We start from the raw sequence: 21,025 nt of genomic DNA, 5'->3' as shown, positions 1-21,025 counted from the left end.
TTGAGTTCGACCCGCCTGGAATCCCCAATGTCCGACCGCCTGACCCTCCTGCGTCCCGATGACTGGCACATCCATCTTCGTGATGGCGCCGTCTTGCCCCACACCGTTGGCGACGTTGCGCGCACCTTTGCTCGCGCAATCATCATGCCCAACCTGGTACCGCCAGTGCGCAATGCCGCCGAAGCCGGCGCCTATCGCGAGCGCATCCTGGCCGCACGTCCGGCCGGTAGCCGCTTCGAACCGCTGATGGTGCTGTACCTCACTGACCGTACCCAGCCCGAAGAAGTCCGCGCAGCCAAGGCTACAGGTTTCGTGCATGCCGCCAAGCTGTATCCGGCCGGCGCGACGACCAACTCCGATTCCGGCGTTACCAGCATCGACAACATTTTCCCGGCACTCGAAGCCATGGCCGAAATCGGCATGCCGCTGCTGGTGCACGGTGAAGTGACCCGTAGCGAGATCGACGTGTTCGACCGCGAGAAGCTGTTCATCGACGAGCATCTGCGCCGTGTCGTCGAACGCTTCCCGACCCTGAAAGTGGTCTTCGAGCACATCACCACCAGCGATGCCGTGCAGTTCGTCAACGAGGCTCCGGCCAACGTCGGCGCGACCATCACCGCCCAGCACCTGCTGTATAACCGCAACCACATGCTGGTCGGCGGTATTCGTCCGCACTTCTATTGCCTGCCGATCCTCAAGCGCAACACCCACCAGGTGGCCTTGCTGGACGCAGCCACCAGCGGCAGCAGCAAGTTCTTCCTCGGTACCGACTCGGCGCCCCACGCCCGTCACGCCAAAGAAGCGGCCTGTGGCTGCGCCGGCTGCTACACCGCCTACGCCGCCATCGAGATGTACGCCGAAGCGTTCGAACAGCGCAACGCGCTGGACAAGCTCGAAGGTTTTGCCAGCAAGCACGGCCCGGACTTCTACGGCCTGCCGCGCAACACCGACACCATTACCCTGGTTCGTGAAGACTGGACCGCCCCAAGCAGCTTGCCGTTCGGCGAGCAGACCGTTATCCCGCTGCGCGCCGGTGAACAACTGCGCTGGCGCCTGCTGGAGGAAACTGCGTGAGTGAAGATCTGTACGACGACCAGGATGGTCCAAGCGGTGGCCCACGCCACCCGATGGCTGAACGTTTTCGTGGTTACCTGCCGGTTGTAGTGGATGTCGAGACCGGTGGTTTCAACAGCGCTACCGACGCCCTGCTGGAAATTGCCGCAGTAACCATCGGCATGGATGAAAAAGGCTTCCTGTTCCCGGAGCACACCTACTTCTTCCGCGTCGAACCGTTCGAAGGTGCCAACATCGAACAGGCCGCCCTGGAGTTCACCGGGATCAAGCTCGATCACCCACTGCGCATGGCCGTCAGCGAAGAGTCAGCGCTGACCGATATCTTCCGTGGCGTGCGCAAGGCGCTCAAGGCCAATGGCTGCAAGCGGGCGATCCTGGTGGGCCATAACAGCAGCTTTGACCTTGGCTTCCTCAACGCGGCGGTGGCGCGCCACGATATGAAACGCAACCCGTTTCATCCGTTCTCCAGTTTCGACACCGCGACCCTGGCCGGTCTTGCCTACGGCCAGACCGTGCTGGCCCGTGCCTGCCAGAGTGCCGACATCGATTTCGACGGTCGTGAGGCCCACTCGGCCCGTTACGACACCGAGAAGACTGCCGAGCTGTTCTGCGGCATCGTCAATCGCTGGAAGGAAATGGGTGGCTGGCAGGACTTCAACGACTGACGCCTTGCTGAACCCATAAAAAAACCGGCCATCAAGGCCGGTTTTTTTTTTGTCGCTCGCTATTACAGCTTGCCAGCGTTCTCGCTCAGGTAAGCAGCAACGCCTTCAGGCGAAGCGGTCATGCCCTTGTCGCCTTTTTTCCAGTTGGCAGGGCAGACTTCGCCGTGCTCTTCATGGAATTGCAGGGCGTCGACCAGACGCAGCAGCTCGTCCATGTTGCGGCCCAGTGGCAGGTCGTTGACGATCTGCGAACGGACAACGCCTTTGTCGTCGATCAGGAACGCGCCACGGAAAGCAACGCCGCCTTCGGACTCAACGTCGTAGGCCTTGGCGATTTCGTGCTTCATGTCAGCAGCCATGATGTACTGCACCTGACCGATGCCACCGGCATTGATCGGGGTGTTGCGCCAGGCGTTGTGGGTGAAGTGCGAGTCGATCGACACTGCGATCACTTCAACGTTACGGTCGCGGAACTCAGCCATGCGGTGATCCAGAGCGATCAGCTCGGACGGGCAGACGAAGGTGAAGTCCAGCGGGTAGAAGAACACCAGGCCGTACTTGCCTTTGATGGCCGAAGCCAGGTTGAAGCTGTCGACGATTTCGCCATTGCCCAGTACGGCTGGAACAGTGAAGTCCGGGGCAGTTTTGCCAACGAGTACGCTCATTCGATATCTCCTGATGGTTGAAACAGCTGTGCAGGCTGGCATAAGCCACCTGACAGAGCAAAGGTCGGCCATGATACACCGCCTGACGCTGCTCGCCGAATTTCAGGCTCTGCACCTTCGAAAGCTGCCGCTGGTCGCTCTGGCGCAAAGTTCGGCATATTGTGCTTTGACAAGCATTCTCATTAACATTAAGCTTCTTCGCATTGAGCCTTTACCAGCGATGGTCTGCCCTATGTATGTGTGTCTTTGTGTTGGTGTAACCGACGGACAGATCCGCGATGCGATCTATGAAGGATGCTGCAGCTACAAGGAAGTCAGAAGCGCCACCAACGTGGCGAGCCAGTGTGGCAAATGTGCCTGCCTGGCCAAGCAGGTTGTGCGTGAAACCCTGACCGAACTGCAGGTCAGCCAGGCTATCTTGCCCTACCCTGTGGAATTTACTGCAGCGTAAAAACAGCCCATTCCAAGAACCGGACCCCGTGTCCGGTTTTTTTATGCCTGTAATTCAATAAGTTAGGGGTATAACGCGGAACACAAACATTCTTATTCCGATTAATTTTCATTTATTATTCAATAACTTAGGTTTGACAGTCGAAGTTACGGGGCTCAAACTCTTGCTTATAGACACACTTATAGGGCAGGACCCCATCATGAAAGGCGACGTTAGCGTCATCCAGCATCTCAACAAGATCCTCGGAAACGAGCTGGTCGCAATCAACCAATACTTCCTGCATGCGCGCATGTATGAAGACTGGGGTCTGGATAAGCTCGGCAAGCACGAGTACAAGGAATCCATCGATGAAATGAAGCACGCTGACAAACTGATCAAGCGTATTCTGTTTCTCGAAGGCATTCCCAACGTCCAGGACCTGGGCAAGCTGCTGATTGGTGAACACACCAAAGAAATGCTCGAATGCGACCTGAAAATCGAGCAGAAAGGTCTGGCCGACCTCAAGGCCGCTATCGCCCACTGTGAAACCGTTGGCGACTTCGGCAGCCGCGAGCTGCTTGAAGACATCCTCGAGTCCGAGGAAGAGCATATCGACTGGCTGGAAACCCAGCTGAGCCTGATCGACAAAGTCGGTCTGGAAAACTACCTGCAGTCGCAGATGGGCGAGTAACTTCGCCTGACCCGCTGCAAATGAAAAAGCCCCGCATTGCGGGGCTTTTTTTTGACCAAACCTGTAATCAGGCCTTGGCCGCCTCAGCCTTGGCTGCAGCTTCCTTGATCAGGGTCTGCAGTTCGCCGTTGGCAAACATTTCAGCCATGATGTCGGAACCGCCAACCAGCTCACCGGCAACCCACAGCTGTGGGAAAGTCGGCCAGTTGGCATATTTTGGCAGGTTGGCGCGGATTTCCGGGTTCTGCAGGATATCCACGTAAGCGAATTTCTCGCCACAACCCATCACGGCTTGCGCCGCCTTGGCCGAAAAGCCGCACTGCGGGGCATTCGGCGAGCCTTTCATGTAAAGCAGAATGGTGTTGTTAGCAATCTGCTCTTTGATTGTTTCAATGATATCCATGAAGCACCTCGCGGCTGAACTTTCCGACCTGGTTGTCGGCACGGTGACGCATTGTATCGGAAAGCCGAGCTTGACGCTCGGCCTTGCCGATATCAGGCGGCAACCACCTGCACCGGCACGCCATTGAGCGCTGCATTGCCTGAAACGGCATCCACTTGGCGCTCATCGGTCAGGTCATTGGCACTGGCGCCAGGCTGGCTGCAGGCAATGTCCATACGCACGCCTGCACGGGCATGACCAAAGCCATGAGGCAGGCTGACCACCCCGGGCATCAGATCGCTGCAAGCCTGCACCTCGACCTCAATGCTGCCGACCCGCGAACTGACCCTGACCCGCTGCCCATCCTGCAACTGCCGCCCTGCCAGGTCATCCGGGTGCATCAACAGTTGATGACGCGGTTTACCCTTCACCAGACGGTGATAGTTGTGCATCCAGGAATTGTTACTGCGTACATGTCGGCGACCGATCAACAGCAACTGCCCAGGCTCGGCCGGCTGCTGAGCGGCAAATCGCTGCAAATCGCCAAGAATCTGCGCAGGTGCCGCCTGGATGCGCTGGTTGGCAGTTTTCAGACGGCCAGCGAGGTTCGGTTGCAGCGGCCCCAGATCAATACCGTGAGGGTACTCAGCCAAGGTCTCTATCGATAGTTTGAAGGCCGAACGCTCGCCATAAGGTCCAAGGCGCAAGCCGCTATCGATCATCTGCGCCGGAGGTACAGTGGGCTTCAGAGGTTTGTCGCTGAGTGCGGCGTAGGCCTTGGCCAGGCCCACGAAGATCTCCCAGTCATGCAGCGCGCCTTCCGGTTTGGGCAGTATCGCCCGGTTGAAGCGGCTGATATTGCGCACCGCCAACAGGTTGAAGGTGGTGTCGTAGTGATCGTTCTCCAGCGCCGAGGTGGACGGCAGGATCAGGTCGGCGTAACGCGTGGTTTCGTTGATGTAGAGGTCAATGCTGAGCATGAACTCAAGCCCGCCCAGCGCACGCTCCAGCTGCCGGCCGTTGGGCGTGGACAACACCGGGTTGCCGGCCACGGTCACCAGGGCGCGTACCTGCCCCTCCCCTTCGCACAGCATCTCTTCGGCCAGCGCCACCACCGGCAGCTCACCTCCGTACTCCGGCAAGCCGGAGACCCGGCTCTGCCACGCGTTGAAATGGCCACCTGCGGTGCTCGCGACCAGATCCACCGCCGGCTGCGTGCACAAGGCACCGCCAACCCGGTCAAGGTTGCCGCTGACCAGGTTGATCAGTTGCACCAGCCAGTGGCAAAGCGTGCCGAAAGCCTGGGTCGATACCCCCATCCGGCCGTAGCACACCGCTTTGTCGGCAGCTGCAAAGTCACGCGCCAGTTGCCGGATGACCAGCGCATCGACGCCGCACAGGGGGGCCATCGACTCGGCAGTGAACGGCGCTATGGCCATACGCACTTCGTCCAGGCCATCGACCGGCAATGCCGAAGCACGCTCCAGGCCTTCGGCAAACAAGGTGTTGAGCATGGCGCACAGCAACGCGGCATCTGCTCCAGGCCGGATAAACACATGCTGGTCAGCCATGGCTGCGGTTTCACTGCGCCGCGGATCGACGACTACCAGTTTGCCGCCCCGGGCCTGAATCGCCTTGAGGCGCTTTTCGACATCCGGCACGGTCATGATGCTGCCATTGGACGCCAAGGGGTTGCCGCCGAGGATCAGCATGAAATCGGTATGGTCGATATCCGGAATCGGCAGCAACAGGCCATGGCCATACATCAGGTAGCTGGTCAGGTGGTGCGGTAACTGGTCGACCGAGGTGGCGGAAAATCGATTGCGGGTCTTGAGCAGACCGAGGAAGTAGTTGCTGTGGGTCATCAGCCCGTAGTTGTGCACGCTGGGGTTGCCTTGGTAGACCGCCACGGCGTTCTGCCCATGGGCCTGCTGGACGGCCCAGAGCTTTTGCGCGGCCAGCGCGAAGGCTTCGTCCCAGCCAATTGCCAGCCAGCTGTCGCCTACCCGCTTGTGCGGCGCGCGCAGCCGGTCAGGGTCGTTCTGGATGTCTTGCAGGGCCACGGCTTTGGGGCAGATGTGGCCGCGGCTGAAGCTGTCCTGGGGATCACCCTTGATCGAACTGATGCGTGGCTCTGCACCGGGCTCCTGAGTGGTTTCAATGGTCAAGCCACAGATGGCTTCACACAGGTGACAGGCACGGTGATGCAAGGTCTTGTTCATGGCCACCTCTTCCGGGTGTCTGGTAATCCGCCTGACTATGGGCCTGAGCGTGCATGGCGACCAGCGAGTTTCGCCATGTGAATCTACCGGCATCAGGCGCAGCGATTCACGCGGGTGTTTGCCAAGGCCTCAGCGGGCAGTGTAAAACCCTTGTGTAGCAAACAAAAAAAACGGCCCGCCAATGGGTTACGACACTGCCAGCAATACACACAGTGCACGCCCCACTTGGTATGACGCGACATTTAATTATAGTATTGCGTCTTCCCTTATTTCGTCGCCCCGTGCGGCTTTCGCCGCAGGTCACTTCCGTTGTTTCTGAAAACCGGCATTGTTGATCTGCGGTCTGTTGCAAAAAGGTAGTCAAACATGAGCGCTAGGCACTTTCTCTCCCTGATGGATTTCACACCCGACGAACTGCTCAGTGTGATCCGTCGAGGCATCGAGCTGAAGGACCTGCGTAACCGCGGCGTACTGTTCGAACCCCTGAAAAACCGCGTGCTGGGGATGATCTTCGAGAAATCCTCGACCCGTACCCGGCTGTCGTTCGAAGCCGGCATGATCCAGCTCGGCGGCCAGGCCATCTTCCTGTCCCCGCGCGACACCCAACTGGGCCGTGGCGAGCCGATCGGCGACTGCGCCATCGTCATGTCGCGCATGCTCGATGCGGTGATGATCCGTACCTTTGCCCACAGCACCCTGACCGAGTTCGCCGCCAATTCCCGCGTACCGGTAATCAATGGCCTGTCGGACGACCTGCACCCGTGCCAATTGCTGGCCGATATGCAGACTTTCCTCGAGCATCGCGGCGCAATCCAGGGCAAGACCGTGGCCTGGATCGGCGACGGCAACAATATGTGCAACAGCTATATAGAAGCGGCGATCCAGTTCGACTTCCAGCTGCGCATCGCTTGCCCGGCCGAATACGAGCCCAACCCGGAGTTTCTGGCCAAGGCCGGTGACCGCGTGCAGATCTTCCGTGAACCCAAAGATGCCGTGCAAGGTGCGCACCTGGTGAGCACCGATGTCTGGACTTCCATGGGTCAGGAAGAGGAAACTGCACGGCGTCTGGCCTTGTTCGCGCCTTACCAGGTAACCCGCGAACTGCTCGACCTGGCAGCACCCGATGCCCTGTTCATGCACTGCTTGCCCGCCCACCGTGGCGAGGAAATCAGTCTCGACCTGCTCGACGACCCACGCTCGGTCGCCTGGGATCAGGCTGAAAACCGTCTGCATGCACAGAAGGCGCTTCTCGAATCTCTTGTTGAACCGGCCTATCACCACGCATGAGTCAACCTTTACTGCTTAACCTGCGCAACCTCGCCTGTGGCTATGGCGAGCAGCGCATCGTCCAGAACCTCAACCTGCACCTCAACGCTGGCGACATCGGTTGCCTGCTGGGCTCATCGGGGTGCGGCAAGACCACCACCTTGCGCGCCATCGCCGGCTTCGAGCCGGTGCATGAGGGGGAGATCCAGCTGGCGGGCGAGGTCATCTCCAAGGCCGGCTTCACCCTGGCACCGGAGAAACGCAGGATCGGCATGGTGTTCCAGGACTATGCGCTGTTCCCGCACCTGACGGTCGCCGAGAACATCGCATTCGGCATCGGCAAGCACCCGCAGCAGCAACAGGTCGTGGCCGAAATGCTCGAACTGGTCAAGCTTGGCGGGCTCGGCAAACGCTACCCGCACGAGCTTTCCGGCGGCCAGCAACAGCGCGTGGCCCTGGCCCGCGCACTGGCCCCCGAGCCGCAACTGCTGTTGCTCGACGAGCCTTTCTCCAACCTCGACGTGGAGCTGCGCCGGCGCCTCAGCCATGAGGTCCGCGACATTCTCAAGAGCCGTGGCACCAGTGCCATTCTGGTCACGCACGACCAGGAAGAAGCCTTTGCCGTCAGCGATCACGTCGGCGTGTTCAAGGAAGGTCGCCTGGAGCAGTGGGATACCCCCTACAACCTCTATCACGAACCCCTCACGCCCTTCGTCGCCAGCTTCATTGGCCAGGGCTACTTCATTCGTGGCCAGCTGACCAGCCCGGAGTCGGTGCAAACCGAACTGGGTGAGCTGCATGGCAACCGCGCCTATACCTTCACCCCCGGCTGCGCGGTTGATGTGCTGTTGCGTCCAGACGACATCATTCACGCCCCGCACAGTGCTCTCAAGGCGCTGATCACCGGCAAGAGCTTCCTCGGTGCCTCGACCCTCTATCGCCTGCAACTGCCGACCGGCAGCCAGCTTGAAGCGATTTTTCCTAGCCATATCGATCATCAGGTCGGGGCCGAGGTAGGCATTGAAGTGGCCGCAGATCACCTGGTGCTGTTTGCCGTACCGGGTAGTGTGGCGGCGCAGCTGCCGGTGCCGGAGAACGGTGTTCGGCGCTATAGCTCGGCGGTCTGATATCCGCAATCGCGGGGCAAGCCCGCTCCCACAGCTATGAGGCCTGTGGGAGCGGGCTTGCCCCGCGATGCTTTTTTACAGACTCAACGTACCACTAGCTACCCGCCGGGCATAACCACCAATTTTCACCCGCTCACCCTCCAGCCGACAGAACAGCTCTCCGCCGCGACTGGAACACTGAAAGGCGTGCAGTTCAGTCTTACCCAAGCGCTCAGCCCAATAGGGAATCAGACAGCAATGGGTCGAACCAGTCACCGGATCTTCGGGAATACCGATCCCCGGAGCAAAGTACCGCGACACAAAGTCATACTTCTCGCCCCGCGCCGTGACGATCACGCCCAATCCAGGCAATTGCGCCAGCGCCGCCATGTCCGGTGTGCAGTCGCGTACCGCCTGTTCAGACTCAAGTACCACCAGCAATTCCTTGGTCTGCAGCACCTCCAGCACCGGACAGCCTAAAGCCTCGGCAACCGGTAATGGCCGACTTACCGGTTGCGGATCGATACGGGGAAAGTCCAGCAGCAACCGGCCGTGTTCACGGCTCACGCTCAAGGGCCCGGACTGGCTCTGGAACAGCAGGCGCTCGCTCGGCACCTGGTAAACCTCCAGCAGCACATGGGCACTGGCCAGGGTCGCGTGACCACACAAGGGGACTTCAGTGGTGGGGGTAAACCAGCGAATCTGCCACTGCGCGCCATCCGCCACCACAAAGGCGGTTTCGGCAAGGTTGTGTTCAGCGGCGATCTGCTGCATCAGCTCATCGCTGAGCCACTGGTCGAGGCGGTAGACCATGGCCGGATTGCCGGCAAAGGGACGCTCACTGAAGGCGTCGACCTGGTGAAATTCCAGCTGCATGCGGCGACTCTCTCTGTTCTGGGACACTGAGCATGCCCGTAACCAGGCAGGGGCTAACAGAGACAGAGTCGTCGGATTTTCAGCATACAGTTGTCAGTCGCGGGCGATGGCGGCGAACGTTGCCTGTGTGTGTTCAGCCAGCACCGCCGCCGCCAGCTCCACTTCCAGCCCGCGCCGCCCGGCACTGACAAAAATCGTTTCAAAAGATTGAGCGGACTGATCAATAAAGGTGCGCAGTCGTTTCTTCTGGCCCAGCGGACTGATCCCGCCCAACAGGTAGCCTGTGGAACGCTGGGCCGCTGCCGGATCGGCCATCTCGCATTTCTTCACCCCGGCCGCGTGGGCAAGGCCCTTCAGATCGAGACTACCTATCACCGGGACCACCGCCACCAGCAATTCACCCTTTTCACTGCTAGCCAGCAAAGTCTTGAACACCCGTACCGGCTCAAGATTGAGCTTCTCCGCGGCTTCAAGCCCGTAGGACGCCGCTTTGGGATCATGTTCATAACTGTGAATGTGATGTTCGGCGCGAAGCTTTTTCAGCAGATCCAGGGCGGGGGTCATGCGGGACTCCAAACAGAAAGTGAATAGCATTTCGCCGGTTACTTTAGGACAAAACGACCTCCTCGAACCACTAAGCCTCCCCCCCAACCAGCCAATCAGGCGCCGGAACGATTCAGCATCAGCACGTTGCCAATAGTCAGTTTGTGAACACCAGTTCACTTTCGACCTTTGACATAAGCGTTTCTTGTCTATATTTTTTCGATTCTGAATATAGCAATGCACCGAACAGGTGCGTTTTTTGCCGCCTGCCTGACCGAAATGGGGATTTCTGTCGGGCTTTTGTCGAGCGCTCACTGCGCCTCACAACAACAAAAACCGAGGTAACGAATGACGACAGCTCTGCGACAACCCACCTTATCCAGCCAATGCATGGCCGAATTCCTCGGCACCGCCCTGCTGATTTTTTTCGGTACCGGCTGCGTGGCTGCGCTCAAAGTCGCGGGTGCCAGCTTCGGCCTGTGGGAAATCAGCATCATCTGGGGCGTCGGCGTGAGCATGGCGATCTACCTGACCGCCGGGGTCTCCGGCGCTCACCTCAACCCTGCAGTGAGCATCGCTTTGTGGCTGTTCGCCGGGTTCGAGAAGCACAAATTACCGTTCTACATCGTCGCCCAGATCGCCGGGGCCTTCTGCGGCGCCGCGCTGGTCTATACGCTGTACAGCAACCTGTTCTTCGATTACGAACAAACCCATGCCATGGTTCGTGGCAGCCAGGCCAGCCTTGAGCTGGCTTCAGTGTTCTCCACCTACCCACACCCGGCGCTGTCCACCGGCCAGGCATTTCTGGTCGAGGTGATCATCACTGCCGTATTGATGGCGGTGATCATGGCCCTGACCGACGACAACAATGGTCTGCCCCGCGGTGCCATGGCACCGTTGCTGATCGGCCTGCTGATTGCCGTGATCGGCAGCGCCATGGGGCCGCTGACCGGTTTTGCGATGAACCCGGCCCGTGACCTGGGGCCCAAGCTGATGACATTCCTCGCCGGATGGGGCGAAGTCGCCTTTACTGGCGGTCGTGACATTCCCTATTTCCTGATTCCGATTTTTGCGCCGATCATAGGGGCGAGCCTTGGTGCCGCCCTGTACCGCGGTGTGATCGCCCGCAACCTGCCGGTTGCCGAGAGCGAAAGCACCCAGACCGACGCCAACCCTCAGGGCAAGACCCAGGCATCCTGATGCCGAACGGGCGAGCCAGGCTCGCCCTGCCCTGACAACTACCTTATTAAGTGCAAGGCCAACGACATGACAGACACCCAGAACAAGAACTACATCATTGCCCTTGACCAGGGCACGACCAGTTCGCGGGCTATCATTTTCGACCGCGATGCCAACGTGGTAGGCACCTCGCAGCGTGAATTCGCACAACATTACCCACAAGCGGGCTGGGTCGAACACGACCCCATGGAAATCTTCGCCACCCAGAGCGCGACCATGGTCGAAGCCCTGGCCCAGGCCGGCCTGAGCCATGACCAGGTGGCCGCCATCGGCATCACCAACCAGCGTGAAACCACCGTGGTCTGGGACAAGGAAACCGGCCGCCCGGTGTACAACGCCATCGTCTGGCAATGCCGCCGCAGCACCGAGATCTGCGAACAACTCAAGCGCGATGGCCTGCAGGAGTACATCCGCGAAACCACCGGCCTGGTCACCGACCCGTACTTCTCCGGCACCAAGCTCAAGTGGATCCTCGACAATGTCGAAGGCGCCCGTGAGCGCGCCGAGCGCGGCGACCTGCTGTTCGGTACCGTCGACAGCTGGCTGATCTGGAAATTCTCCGGCGGCAAGGTACATGTCACCGACTACACCAACGCCTCGCGGACCATGCTCTTCAACATCCATACCCTGCAGTGGGATGAGAAGATGCTTGAGGTACTGAACATTCCTCGGCAGATGCTGCCCGAGGTGCGCAGTTCCTCCGAAGTCTACGGCCGCACCAAGAGCGGTATCGCCATCGCCGGTATCGCTGGCGACCAGCAGGCGGCTTTGTTCGGTCAGATGTGCGTGGAACCGGGCCAGGCCAAGAACACCTACGGCACCGGATGCTTCCTGCTGATGAACACCGGCGACAAGGCGGTGAAATCCTCCCACGGCCTGCTCACCACCATCGCCTGCGGTCCTCGTGGCGAAGTGGCTTACGCCCTGGAAGGTGCCGTGTTCAACGGTGGCTCCACCGTACAATGGCTGCGTGACGAACTGAAAATCGTCAATGACGCCCATGACACCGAGTACTTCGCCAGCAAGGTCAAGGACAGCAACGGCGTTTACCTGGTGCCGGCCTTCACCGGTCTCGGCGCACCGTACTGGGACCCTTACGCCCGTGGCGCGCTGTTCGGCCTGACCCGCGGGGTCAAAGTCGATCACATCATCCGCGCCGCGCTGGAATCGATCGCCTACCAGACCCGTGATGTCCTCGATGCCATGCAGCAGGATTGCGGTCAGCGTCTGAGCGAGCTGCGCGTGGACGGTGGCGCGGTGGCCAACAATTTCCTCATGCAGTTCCAGGCCGACATCCTCGGCACCTGTGTCGAGCGCCCGCAAATGCGCGAAACCACCGCCCTCGGCGCCGCCTACCTGGCGGGCCTGGCTTGCGGTTTCTGGAGCAGCCTGGATGAACTGCGCGGCAAAGCGATCATCGAGCGTGAGTTCAGCCCGCAGCTGGATGAAGCGGCCAAAGAAAAGCTGTATGCCGGCTGGTTGAAGGCAGTGGATCGCACGCGGGATTGGGAACCGCACGAGGAGTAAGACTTTCGCGGGGCAAGCCCGCTCCCACAGGGAATCATCAACACCCGGTGGGAGCGGGCTTGCCCCGCGATCGCTTTGGTCGACTGGCCGCCAGCCATTTCCTCCGGCATCATGGCGCAATTTGCCTGGCAGCCCAAAAGGACCGCCCATGAATCTGCCCCCTCGCCAACAACAAATCCTCGAACTGGTCCGCGAACGCGGCTATGTCAGTATCGAAGAAATGGCGCAGTTGTTCGTCGTCACCCCGCAAACCATCCGCCGTGATATCAACCAGCTTGCCGAAGTCAATCTGCTGCGCCGCTACCACGGTGGTGCCGCCTATGATTCCAGTATCGAGAACACCGCCTACGCCATGCGCGCCGATCAGATGCGCGACGAGAAGCAGCGTATCGCCGAAGCCATCGCCGCACAGATTCCCGACCATGCTTCGTTGTTCATCAACATCGGTACCACCACCGAATCCATCGCCCGCGCGCTGCTCAATCACAACCACCTGAAAATCATCACCAACAACCTGCACGTGGCCTCGATCCTCAGCGCCAAGGATGACTTCGAAGTGCTGCTGGCCGGTGGCAACGTACGCCGAGACGGTGGTGTGGTGGGCCAGGCCAGTGTCGACTTCATCAACCAGTTCAAGGTCGATTTCGCCCTGGTCGGTATCAGCGGCATCGACGAAGACGGCAGCCTGCTGGATTTCGACTATCAGGAAGTACGGGTTTCCCAGGCGATCATTGCCAATGCCCGTCAGGTGATCCTCGCCGCCGACTCCAGCAAGTTCGGACGCAACGCCATGGTGCGCCTGGGCTCGATCAGCCTGATCGATTGCCTGGTCACCGACCAGGCGCCGGTGCCCGCCCTCACCCAGTTGCTCAACCAGTACAAGATTCGCCTGGAAGTGGTCTGAGCCCGTAACAGCTGCCACCGCAATGGTGGCAGCGAAAATGTTCGTTATTTTTCATTTAATTATCATCCGATCAGTATTTTCTATGGGAAGCGACTGGCAGGCGGCATTCTGTTGCGCTAGTATTTTCGAAAATGAACATCAATGTTCAAAATCGATGTTAGAAAGTCTTTGAGGAAGCCTCCCGTGCCGCAATCCAGCTTGTCATCGCCTGCCCTTGCCGATATCTATGACCTCGCCGTTATCGGCGGTGGCATCAACGGCGTGGGCATCGCCGCCGATGCGGCGGGACGCGGCCTGTCGGTGTTCCTCTGCGAAAAGGACGACCTCGCCAGCCACACCTCGTCGGCCAGCAGCAAGCTGATCCACGGCGGCCTGCGCTACCTGGAACACTACGAATTCCGCCTGGTGCGCGAAGCCCTGGCCGAGCGTGAAGTCCTGCTGGCCAAGGCCCCGCACATCGTCAAACCGATGCGCTTCGTTCTCCCGCACCGCCCACACCTGCGTCCGGCCTGGATGATCCGTGCCGGCCTGTTCCTTTACGATCACCTGGGCAAGCGCAAGCAACTCGGTGCCTCACGCGGCCTGCGTTTCGGTCCGGGCAACCCGCTCAAACCGGTGATTACCCGCGGTTTCGAATACGCCGATTGCGCCGTGGACGACGCCCGCCTGGTGGTACTCAACGCCATGGCCGCCCGTGAGCACGGGGCAGATATCCGTACCCGTACGCGTTGTGTCAGCGCACAGCGTGTCGATGGCGTATGGAATGTACTGCTGGAACACGCTGACGGTAGCCAGCAGTCGATCAAGGCCCGCGCCCTGGTCAATGCGGCCGGCCCCTGGGTGGCCAAGTTCATCCAGGATGACCTCAAGCTCGACGCGCCATACGGCATTCGCCTGATCCAGGGCAGCCACCTGATCGTGCCGAAACTGTACGACGGCGAGCATGCCTACATCCTGCAGAACGAAGACCAGCGGATCGTGTTCGCCATTCCGTACCTGGAGCGCTTCACCCTGATCGGCACCACTGACCGCGAATACACCGGCGACCCGGCCAAAGTCGCAATCACTGAAGGCGAAACCGACTACCTGCTCAAAGTGGTCAACGAGCACTTCAATCATCAGCTCAGCCGCGCCGATATCCTGCACACCTACGCCGGTGTGCGCCCGCTGTGCAATGACGAATCCGACAACCCGTCGGCGGTGACCCGCGACTACACCCTGGCACTCTCCTCCAGCACCGGCGAAGCGCCGTTGCTGTCGGTGTTCGGCGGCAAGCTGACCACCTACCGCAAGCTGGCCGAATCGGCCATGGCCCAGCTCGCGCCGTTCTTCACCCAGATGCGCGGCAGCTGGACGGCCAGCGCACCACTGCCGGGTGGCGAAGACATGACCACTCCGCAAGCGTTGACCGACGCCATCCTGGCCCGTTGTGGCTGGCTGCCGGCAGAAATCGCCAAGCGCTGGGCCCTCACTTATGGCAGCCGCGTGTGGCGCCTGCTCGAAGGCGTGCAAGGCCCGGCAGACCTGGGCGACGCCATTGGCGGCGGCTTGTTCACCCGCGAGGTGGACTATCTGTGCAGCGAAGAGTGGGCTGTCAGCGCCGATGACATTCTCTGGCGCCGCAGCAAGCTGGGCTTGTTCACTACAGCAGCGGAGCAACAGGCACTGCGGGAATACCTCCAGCGCCTGGAATTGAATCGAGCGCGCGTGCAGGCGGCCTGAAGTCCGCGTGACAGGGCCGGGCCGCTGCGGCGGCCCGGCTTATCCCTAATGGATCGGCCAGCGCACATAGGCTTCCCGGGTCAACTCCAGAAACAGCTCCCGCTCAGCTACGTTGAGTTCATGCATCAAGGCCCTGCTTTGCTCCAGGTAGGCCTGCTCGCTGATTTCCCCAGCCTCGACTTGCACCCAGTAATCCGCTAAAGGCACCTGGTATGCATCAACCAGCGCCGTAAAACGATTGAGGTAAGTGCCGCGCAGGTGTTCCTGCCAAAAATCACGACCGGCCAAGGCCTCTGCCAGGCTATCGTTGGTCTCGGCCAGCAACACGGCCACCCTCGCGTTATTCAGATCTGCAGCCGTCACGCCACTGTAAGCCTCGTAATGCATGCTGCTCGGCTGCCCTGGCAATCCAAGCGTACGAGCCAGTCTGAGCCGATAGGTGAGGTAGACCTCAATGTCGTCGACTTCACCACCACCGCTCAGCCCTCCGCTGGCACGCAGCTCCCGAATCCGTTGGGCGGCAATCGAGTCGACCTGATCAAGGCGGAACAGCGAGCGCCCCACCTGCATCAATGGCACTTCACTCTGCGCCAGGGACAAGCCTGCGGTCTGTTGATGGATAATCACCCGGACCTGCATCTGACTGACGATCAACAGCAATCGGTCTTCGCAGGTACGCCTGCCACCAGCCAGGAGGAACAGCTGTTCACGCACCTCACTGTTCTCGTAACAAGCATCCATGACCTGCCACATGCGCATCCTGTAGTAGAGCGGGTGCCGCTGAAAATCAGAGGATTGCGCAAAGTCGCGAAGAAAACGGAAGAAACCCTCCGACCCTGGCTCCTCTTTCAGGGCAAGCCACCGGGCATCTCGCTGGACGCGCAGCGCGCCGGTAGAGCCGACCAACCAACGCTCCCGCTCGGCTTCCTGCACCAGTTGATGACGGAACGAGAGGTTATGACTAACGCCAGAGTTCGATGCGCTGGATGAAGTCGACGCCTCGCCGAGAAACTGCTCACTGGCTGTATCCAGCGGATTGTCGTGCAAAGACACACGCTCTACCCGCAACCGCAAACCATGGAGTTCCTGATTCAACTGACGCAGCTGGTTGTCGCGCATGTCGGTAAGCCCTCGCCAGGGCAACTGCTGGACCCTTGCCGGAAACTCGCTCAGACCGGTGGCGCGCAGGCTCAAATCCCGCAGGTGCACCAGCGCACTTACATCGGGTGCCACACCCAGTGGATTGTGCCCAAGGTCAAGCTGCTGCAGGTTGGTCAATGCCCGCAGACGCAGATTTGCCGCGTTACTCATGACGATCTGGTTGTTGCTCAGACGCAACCACCTCAATGCACTGAGTTGCTCGATGCCTGCTGGAAGGGTCGAAAGCTGGTTGTCACGTAGATCAAGTGAAACCAGACTTGGAAAACGCGGCAGGAAGTCGGCATCAAGCGCCGAAAGATTCATATTCCGCAGCTTAAGACGGGTCACATGCCCGAAGTCCACATCCTCCGGGAGCGAGGGTAGCCGACCGACACGTTCGCCTTCGATTTCCAGTGAGTAACCGCCATCCTCAAGCGTCTCCCCCTTGCGCCGCCAGCAACGACGCAATTTATCGGATACCCGCTGGCGCCTGAGTAAATCCAGAGCACTGCCGTGCTCTTCGCGCCACTGCCGAAGCACTACGCGCAAACGCGCCAGCTGACTGTGCAACTGATGAGTGTGCTCCCAAAGAGCGACCTCGCGTTGCTCCAGCGCCAACAGATAATGGTGCAACTGGTAATCGTCCAGCGTCGGGAACACCTGGCGGATGGCACGCCTGATCGCCACACGGCTGCCTATACCACGACCACTGAGCGGATAGCCAAGACGTCCGTCGCCAAAACGCAGCGGAGGTCGCACACCTCCTCCGATCGGCGCCTGGCCGATCAGTCGCGAGACCAGTTCGCGATCGCTACTGGCCTGCTTCACCAGTGCATCGCTCAAGCTTTTTTTGCCAAGCAGCGGGCCGCCGAGCGCCACCTTCTGCCCTTCGTCCAGGCTCAGCAACAGGGCTTCTGCCAGGCCGTCTGTCTCCGCGGCCATAGGCAGCAGCCATCCTGATGCGTCATGGATGCCGTAGCCCTTGTCGCCCCTGACAACGCACATGACCTGTTCAGCCGTTTCCGAACCTATTTGCGCCTGCAATGCGCCAGCGGGATGGTCAACACGTACTTCGATCCTCACCGAGTCGGGCCAGGGTGCCAGGTGGTCGATAAGCCCCAACGCCAGCTTTTCCGTGTCGGCATTGGCTGCCTGGGGTTGACGCAAACCAGCACAGGCGCGGTCAAGACGACTGTCGCGTATGTACCAGCGTGCTCTTTCGGCCAGGGCCAACGGAACCCGTCTGGTACTGAGCATCTGCTCGACCTGATGACTATCGATCTGCTCGACGATTTCCGTTGCGCCGCGTATCGACAGGCCCGCAAAATCACGCCGCAGCACGGCGACTGAGGCCTGCTCCAGCATCTGCCGGGATGCCACCAGCGTTTCAAATGCCTCACCCCGCACCTCAGGAAATTGCTGATGCAACCGGTAACGCTCCATAGCGTCCTGCAACCGCGCCGGCGCAGGTGCATTCTCCAGATGCAGACGGCGCAATCGAGCCTCGTCGAAGCCGGTGCTTTCCAGCACGGTCTGGGCCTCATCGTCCGTCATATCAGCCAGGCTTGAGCCCAGCCGTTGCAACAGATGGGTGGCTCCAGCCCATTCCTGTGGCAGTTCCAGCACATGTCGCCAGCCACCAGCACCGTTATGCTCAAGCAAGGGACCCGACACATCGCGGTGCTGTGGATGGCGAATTCGTAGTGTCCCGCTGAGCTCACTGCCCTGTACCTGGTACGTCCCTTCATGCAGGCGTAAATGCTGTTGACCTTTGCGCTGCGTGTGCTGGCCGACTTTCAACCCGATATTCTTGACCTGATAGGTCGCCATCTCACCCGTACTGAGTTTCAAGTGGCCGGCATCGGTGTAAAGCGGCGAAAGGCCGTCGACGAAGGCCACCCGCTCAAGCAGCTTGCCCGCAGCAGAGGCGCCCGCCCCTAGCGCAGCGCCGAGCACCACATTTTCGGCAACACCGAACATATGCGCCAATGCCGCCTGGCGATCCCCCAGCTGCCAATCCTGATAGCCCTCATACACTTCATTGGCGACCTGCAGGACCGCGACTCCGAGCATCACCTCTCCCAACCCCGGGACCAGCAACCCCGCCAGGTTCAATAAGGTCAGGCCAAGATTCTCGTACCCTTCCAGCCTTTTACGCCGCGACTCGGCGTCTTCATCGCCGGTTGGCACAGCCATTATGCGAGCGTCGTCGAGGATCTTTTCTATTCGCAATCGGCGCAGATAGGCAAACAAGGGTTCTTCGATGGCGAAATCACGCCCATCGAGTTCAAGCGGCAATTTGCCGTCGCTGGAATCAAGCAACCCGTTCAACGTGGTGGAAAAGGCAACGCGATCCCGCTCGCTGATGAAGCGGGCGAAAAAAACCGCATAGTCCGGGGCGCGAAGACGTAACCCCAACACCTGGTAGAAGGCCTCCCATGATGCATGCTCCTGCAGCGGTTGCTGCGGATCGTCCGGGATCCACACGATGAGGCTTTGCAGAGAGGCATTACCGATCGGTTTGCGAGTCTCCACAACCACAACGCCGTTGATATGTACGCCCAATACAAACAGCTCGCGATACGTCAACACTGCGGAATCGGCCGGAACAACAGGTTTGGGAGCGATGACCGGCAGCAATTGCAGGTAGCTGCGAGGGCCGATATGCCCTTTTAGCGCAGCCAGCCGCACCGTGACTTCCAACTGCGCACGTTGCGCTTCTTCCAACAGGTCCTCGATGCGTCGTCGGGCCTGACCGGGCACACTACCGGGCAAGTCCGTCGGCACCAGATGCTCACGCAAGACTGCCTGGTATTTACCGCCTACATCCAGTTGCCGGCACAGCCGGGCAAAATCTTCGAACGCAATGGATAACGGCGTTCCTGAAGCGTCGAGCAGCGTCGCTTGAGTGAACGCCCGGGGCCGGGTTTCCTCATCCGTATAATTGTGCAATGCCGCAGCCAGCACCCGCTGCGACGATATACGGGTGTATTTTGGCGCAGGTGTACTGATGACAACCGGAGGCAGGAACACCTCTTGCGTCACCCGCACTCGGCTGGTGCGCACATCGGTGCTCAGCCGATGGCTACTGCGCAGGGCCGCTTCCAGCAGTGGCGCGGCAAAGTCGTCCAGCGCCGGAATAGAGCCAAGCAGCTGGTGCAGTTGTTGCTCACTGGCTTGCTGCTTGCCCAAGGCACGATGAAGGGCATGCAACTGATCGCTCGTGGCGCTGCTCAGCCAGGCAGGCAGGCGCTTGGCGATCAGGGCATCAATGGAATCTGCAGGGATCAGCTTTGAGGTCATGGCGTGTGCTCATTATTGAGAAAGCGCCAGAACACCACGCCGAACCCCACCCGAAGTGGTAATTACGTCAATCCCTGAAGACACCTGTCGAGTAGCCGGGTTCCCGAACGCAAAACATCCGTTCATTCGGATTTCCGTACGCACCTGTCGCAACTGCAAGCGTCAAAAAAGTTTAATCCCCAGTCTTTTCACGGCGTTATGATCAAAGTCAGGGCTTGGCACGACTCATGCTCTACACTCAGTACCCGAATGCGCAACGCTTCATTGCAGTGTTCGCTGAACGAAAGAGCCCGCCAACGGCTCCATAAAAAAAACAACGTCGAGGAAATTTTGATGCGTATCGTTCCCCACCTGTTGGGCGCAGCCATCACGGCCGCTTTGATCAGCATGCCAGTCACCGCCGCAGAGCTGACCGGCACTCTGAAGAAAATCAACGACTCGGGCACCATTACTCTGGGGCACCGCGACGCTTCTATCCCGTTCTCCTACATCGCCGACGCTTCGGGTAAACCCGTCGGTTACTCCCATGACATCCAGCTGGCCATCGTCGAGTCCCTGAAAAAGGACCTGAACAAGCCAGACCTGAACGTCAAATACAACCTGGTCACCTCCCAGACCCGTATTCCGCTGGTACAGAACGGCACCGTTGACGTCGAATGCGGTTCGACCACCAACAACGTCGAGCGCCAGCAGCAAGTGGCCTTCTCGGTCGGTATCTTTGAAGTCGGCACCCGTCTGCTGACCAAAGCACAAGACGGCAAGCCTGAAAACGCCAAGTACAAGGACTTCCCTGACCTGGCCGGCAAGAACGTGGTAACCACCGCCGGTACCACCTCCGAGCGCATCCTCAAGTCGATGAACGCCGACAAGCAGATGAAGATGAACGTCATCTCGGCCAAGGACCACGGCGAATCCTTCCAGATGCTCGAGTCCGGTCGCGCCGTGGCCTTCATGATGGACGACGCGCTGCTCGCCGGCGAAATGGCCAAGGCCAAGGATCCGAAAGGCTGGGCAATCGTCGGCACGCCGCAGTCCTATGAAATCTACGGCTGCATGGTCCGCAAAGATGACCCTGCGTTCAAGGCTGCAGTCGACAAGGCCATCGTTGACCTCTACAAGTCGGGCGAGATCAACAAGATCTACGACAAGTGGTTCAATCAGCCAGTCCCGCCTAAGGGCCTGAACCTGAACTTCCCGATGAGCGACGAGCTCAAGGCGCTGATCGCCAATCCTACCGACAAAGCTGCAGACGAAAAGAAGTCCTGATCCC

At 59.8% G+C, this 21,025-nt stretch carries 17 protein-coding genes; 11 read left to right on the top strand and 6 right to left on the bottom strand.

Going from position 1 to position 21,025, the window contains the following annotated elements:
* The first annotated feature begins 27 nt into the window (after positions 1–27).
* Positions 28–1,074 carry a dihydroorotase gene (gene pyrC / locus ACVI9W_RS18035; RefSeq protein WP_461530714.1) on the top strand — a complete coding sequence of 349 codons (1,047 nt, stop codon included), beginning with the start codon at positions 28–30 and terminating at the stop codon, positions 1,072–1,074.
* Entirely contained in the window at positions 1,071–1,739 is a 669-nt protein-coding gene (gene rnt / locus ACVI9W_RS18030) for a ribonuclease T (protein ID WP_274295447.1), read from the top strand. The genes pyrC and rnt overlap by 4 nt, the downstream gene beginning before the upstream one ends.
* Before the next feature lie 62 nt (positions 1,740–1,801).
* Here rnt and ACVI9W_RS18025 read toward each other — a convergent pair whose 3' ends face one another.
* Positions 1,802–2,404 (bottom strand): peroxiredoxin, encoded by a 603-nt coding sequence (locus tag ACVI9W_RS18025; RefSeq protein ID WP_038607775.1) that lies wholly within the window; start codon positions 2,402–2,404, stop codon positions 1,802–1,804.
* A 232-nt stretch (positions 2,405–2,636) separates the two neighbouring features.
* Between ACVI9W_RS18025 and ACVI9W_RS18020 the strand changes: the two genes are divergently transcribed.
* Positions 2,637–2,855 carry a bacterioferritin-associated ferredoxin gene (locus ACVI9W_RS18020; protein ID WP_157194694.1) on the top strand — a complete coding sequence of 73 codons (219 nt, stop codon included), beginning with the start codon at positions 2,637–2,639 and terminating at the stop codon, positions 2,853–2,855.
* A 199-nt stretch (positions 2,856–3,054) separates the two neighbouring features.
* Positions 3,055–3,525: a bacterioferritin gene (gene bfr / locus ACVI9W_RS18015; RefSeq protein WP_157191402.1), complete on the top strand. Its 471-nt coding sequence runs from the start codon at positions 3,055–3,057 to the stop codon at positions 3,523–3,525.
* Between the two features lie 67 nt (positions 3,526–3,592).
* Here bfr and grxD read toward each other — a convergent pair whose 3' ends face one another.
* Together grxD and ACVI9W_RS18005 are read right to left on the bottom strand one after the other, a co-directional pair.
* Positions 3,593–3,928 carry a Grx4 family monothiol glutaredoxin gene (grxD, locus tag ACVI9W_RS18010; protein WP_028943477.1) on the bottom strand — a complete coding sequence of 112 codons (336 nt, stop codon included), beginning with the start codon at positions 3,926–3,928 and terminating at the stop codon, positions 3,593–3,595.
* A gap of 92 nt (positions 3,929–4,020) precedes the next feature.
* Positions 4,021–6,129, bottom strand: coding sequence for a molybdopterin oxidoreductase family protein (locus ACVI9W_RS18005; RefSeq protein ID WP_461530713.1), 2,109 nt, complete (start codon positions 6,127–6,129; stop codon positions 4,021–4,023).
* A gap of 366 nt (positions 6,130–6,495) precedes the next feature.
* Between ACVI9W_RS18005 and argF the strand changes: the two genes are divergently transcribed.
* Both argF and ACVI9W_RS17995 read left to right on the top strand, forming a co-directional pair.
* Positions 6,496–7,416, top strand: a complete 921-nt coding sequence (gene argF / locus ACVI9W_RS18000; protein ID WP_461530712.1) for an ornithine carbamoyltransferase — start codon at positions 6,496–6,498, stop codon at positions 7,414–7,416.
* Complete coding sequence (locus ACVI9W_RS17995) at positions 7,413–8,522, top strand: ABC transporter ATP-binding protein (RefSeq protein ID WP_422421853.1); 1,110 nt, start codon at positions 7,413–7,415, stop codon at positions 8,520–8,522. Before argF ends, ACVI9W_RS17995 begins: the two co-directional genes overlap by 4 nt.
* Positions 8,523–8,597: 75 nt before the next feature.
* Here ACVI9W_RS17995 and ACVI9W_RS17990 read toward each other — a convergent pair whose 3' ends face one another.
* Together ACVI9W_RS17990 and ybaK are read right to left on the bottom strand one after the other, a co-directional pair.
* Positions 8,598–9,377, bottom strand: a complete 780-nt coding sequence (locus ACVI9W_RS17990; protein ID WP_461530711.1) for a PhzF family phenazine biosynthesis protein — start codon at positions 9,375–9,377, stop codon at positions 8,598–8,600.
* A gap of 93 nt (positions 9,378–9,470) precedes the next feature.
* Positions 9,471–9,941 carry a Cys-tRNA(Pro) deacylase gene (ybaK, locus tag ACVI9W_RS17985; RefSeq protein WP_191830896.1) on the bottom strand — a complete coding sequence of 157 codons (471 nt, stop codon included), beginning with the start codon at positions 9,939–9,941 and terminating at the stop codon, positions 9,471–9,473.
* Positions 9,942–10,268: 327 nt separating this feature from the next.
* On the opposite strand from ybaK, the gene ACVI9W_RS17980 reads away from it, so the two are divergent.
* The 4 genes from ACVI9W_RS17980 to glpD all read left to right on the top strand — a co-directional run bounded on the left by ACVI9W_RS17980 (position 10,269) and on the right by glpD (position 15,312).
* Entirely contained in the window at positions 10,269–11,120 is an 852-nt protein-coding gene (locus ACVI9W_RS17980; RefSeq protein ID WP_422419813.1) for an MIP/aquaporin family protein, read from the top strand.
* Positions 11,121–11,186: 66 nt separating this feature from the next.
* On the top strand, positions 11,187–12,686 hold the full coding sequence (gene glpK, locus ACVI9W_RS17975; protein ID WP_461530710.1) for a glycerol kinase GlpK: 1,500 nt from the start codon (positions 11,187–11,189) through the stop codon (positions 12,684–12,686).
* A gap of 148 nt (positions 12,687–12,834) precedes the next feature.
* Complete coding sequence (locus ACVI9W_RS17970; protein WP_010221027.1) at positions 12,835–13,590, top strand: DeoR/GlpR family transcriptional regulator; 756 nt, start codon at positions 12,835–12,837, stop codon at positions 13,588–13,590.
* 141 nt (positions 13,591–13,731) lie between these two features.
* Positions 13,732–15,312 carry a glycerol-3-phosphate dehydrogenase gene (glpD, locus tag ACVI9W_RS17965; protein WP_461530709.1) on the top strand — a complete coding sequence of 527 codons (1,581 nt, stop codon included), beginning with the start codon at positions 13,732–13,734 and terminating at the stop codon, positions 15,310–15,312.
* Positions 15,313–15,357: 45 nt separating this feature from the next.
* Here glpD and ACVI9W_RS17960 read toward each other — a convergent pair whose 3' ends face one another.
* Positions 15,358–19,755 carry an NEL-type E3 ubiquitin ligase domain-containing protein gene (locus tag ACVI9W_RS17960; protein ID WP_461530708.1) on the bottom strand — a complete coding sequence of 1,466 codons (4,398 nt, stop codon included), beginning with the start codon at positions 19,753–19,755 and terminating at the stop codon, positions 15,358–15,360.
* Between the two features lie 333 nt (positions 19,756–20,088).
* On the opposite strand from ACVI9W_RS17960, the gene ACVI9W_RS17955 reads away from it, so the two are divergent.
* A complete protein-coding gene (locus ACVI9W_RS17955; protein ID WP_191830900.1) occupies positions 20,089–21,021 on the top strand; it encodes a glutamate/aspartate ABC transporter substrate-binding protein in 933 nt (310 codons plus the stop codon).
* Positions 21,022–21,025: the final 4 nt, after the last annotated feature.

It is taken from the genome of Pseudomonas sp. 210_17 TE3656 (assembly GCF_054821965.1).
This window is presented reverse-complemented; position numbering and strand designations above follow the sequence as displayed.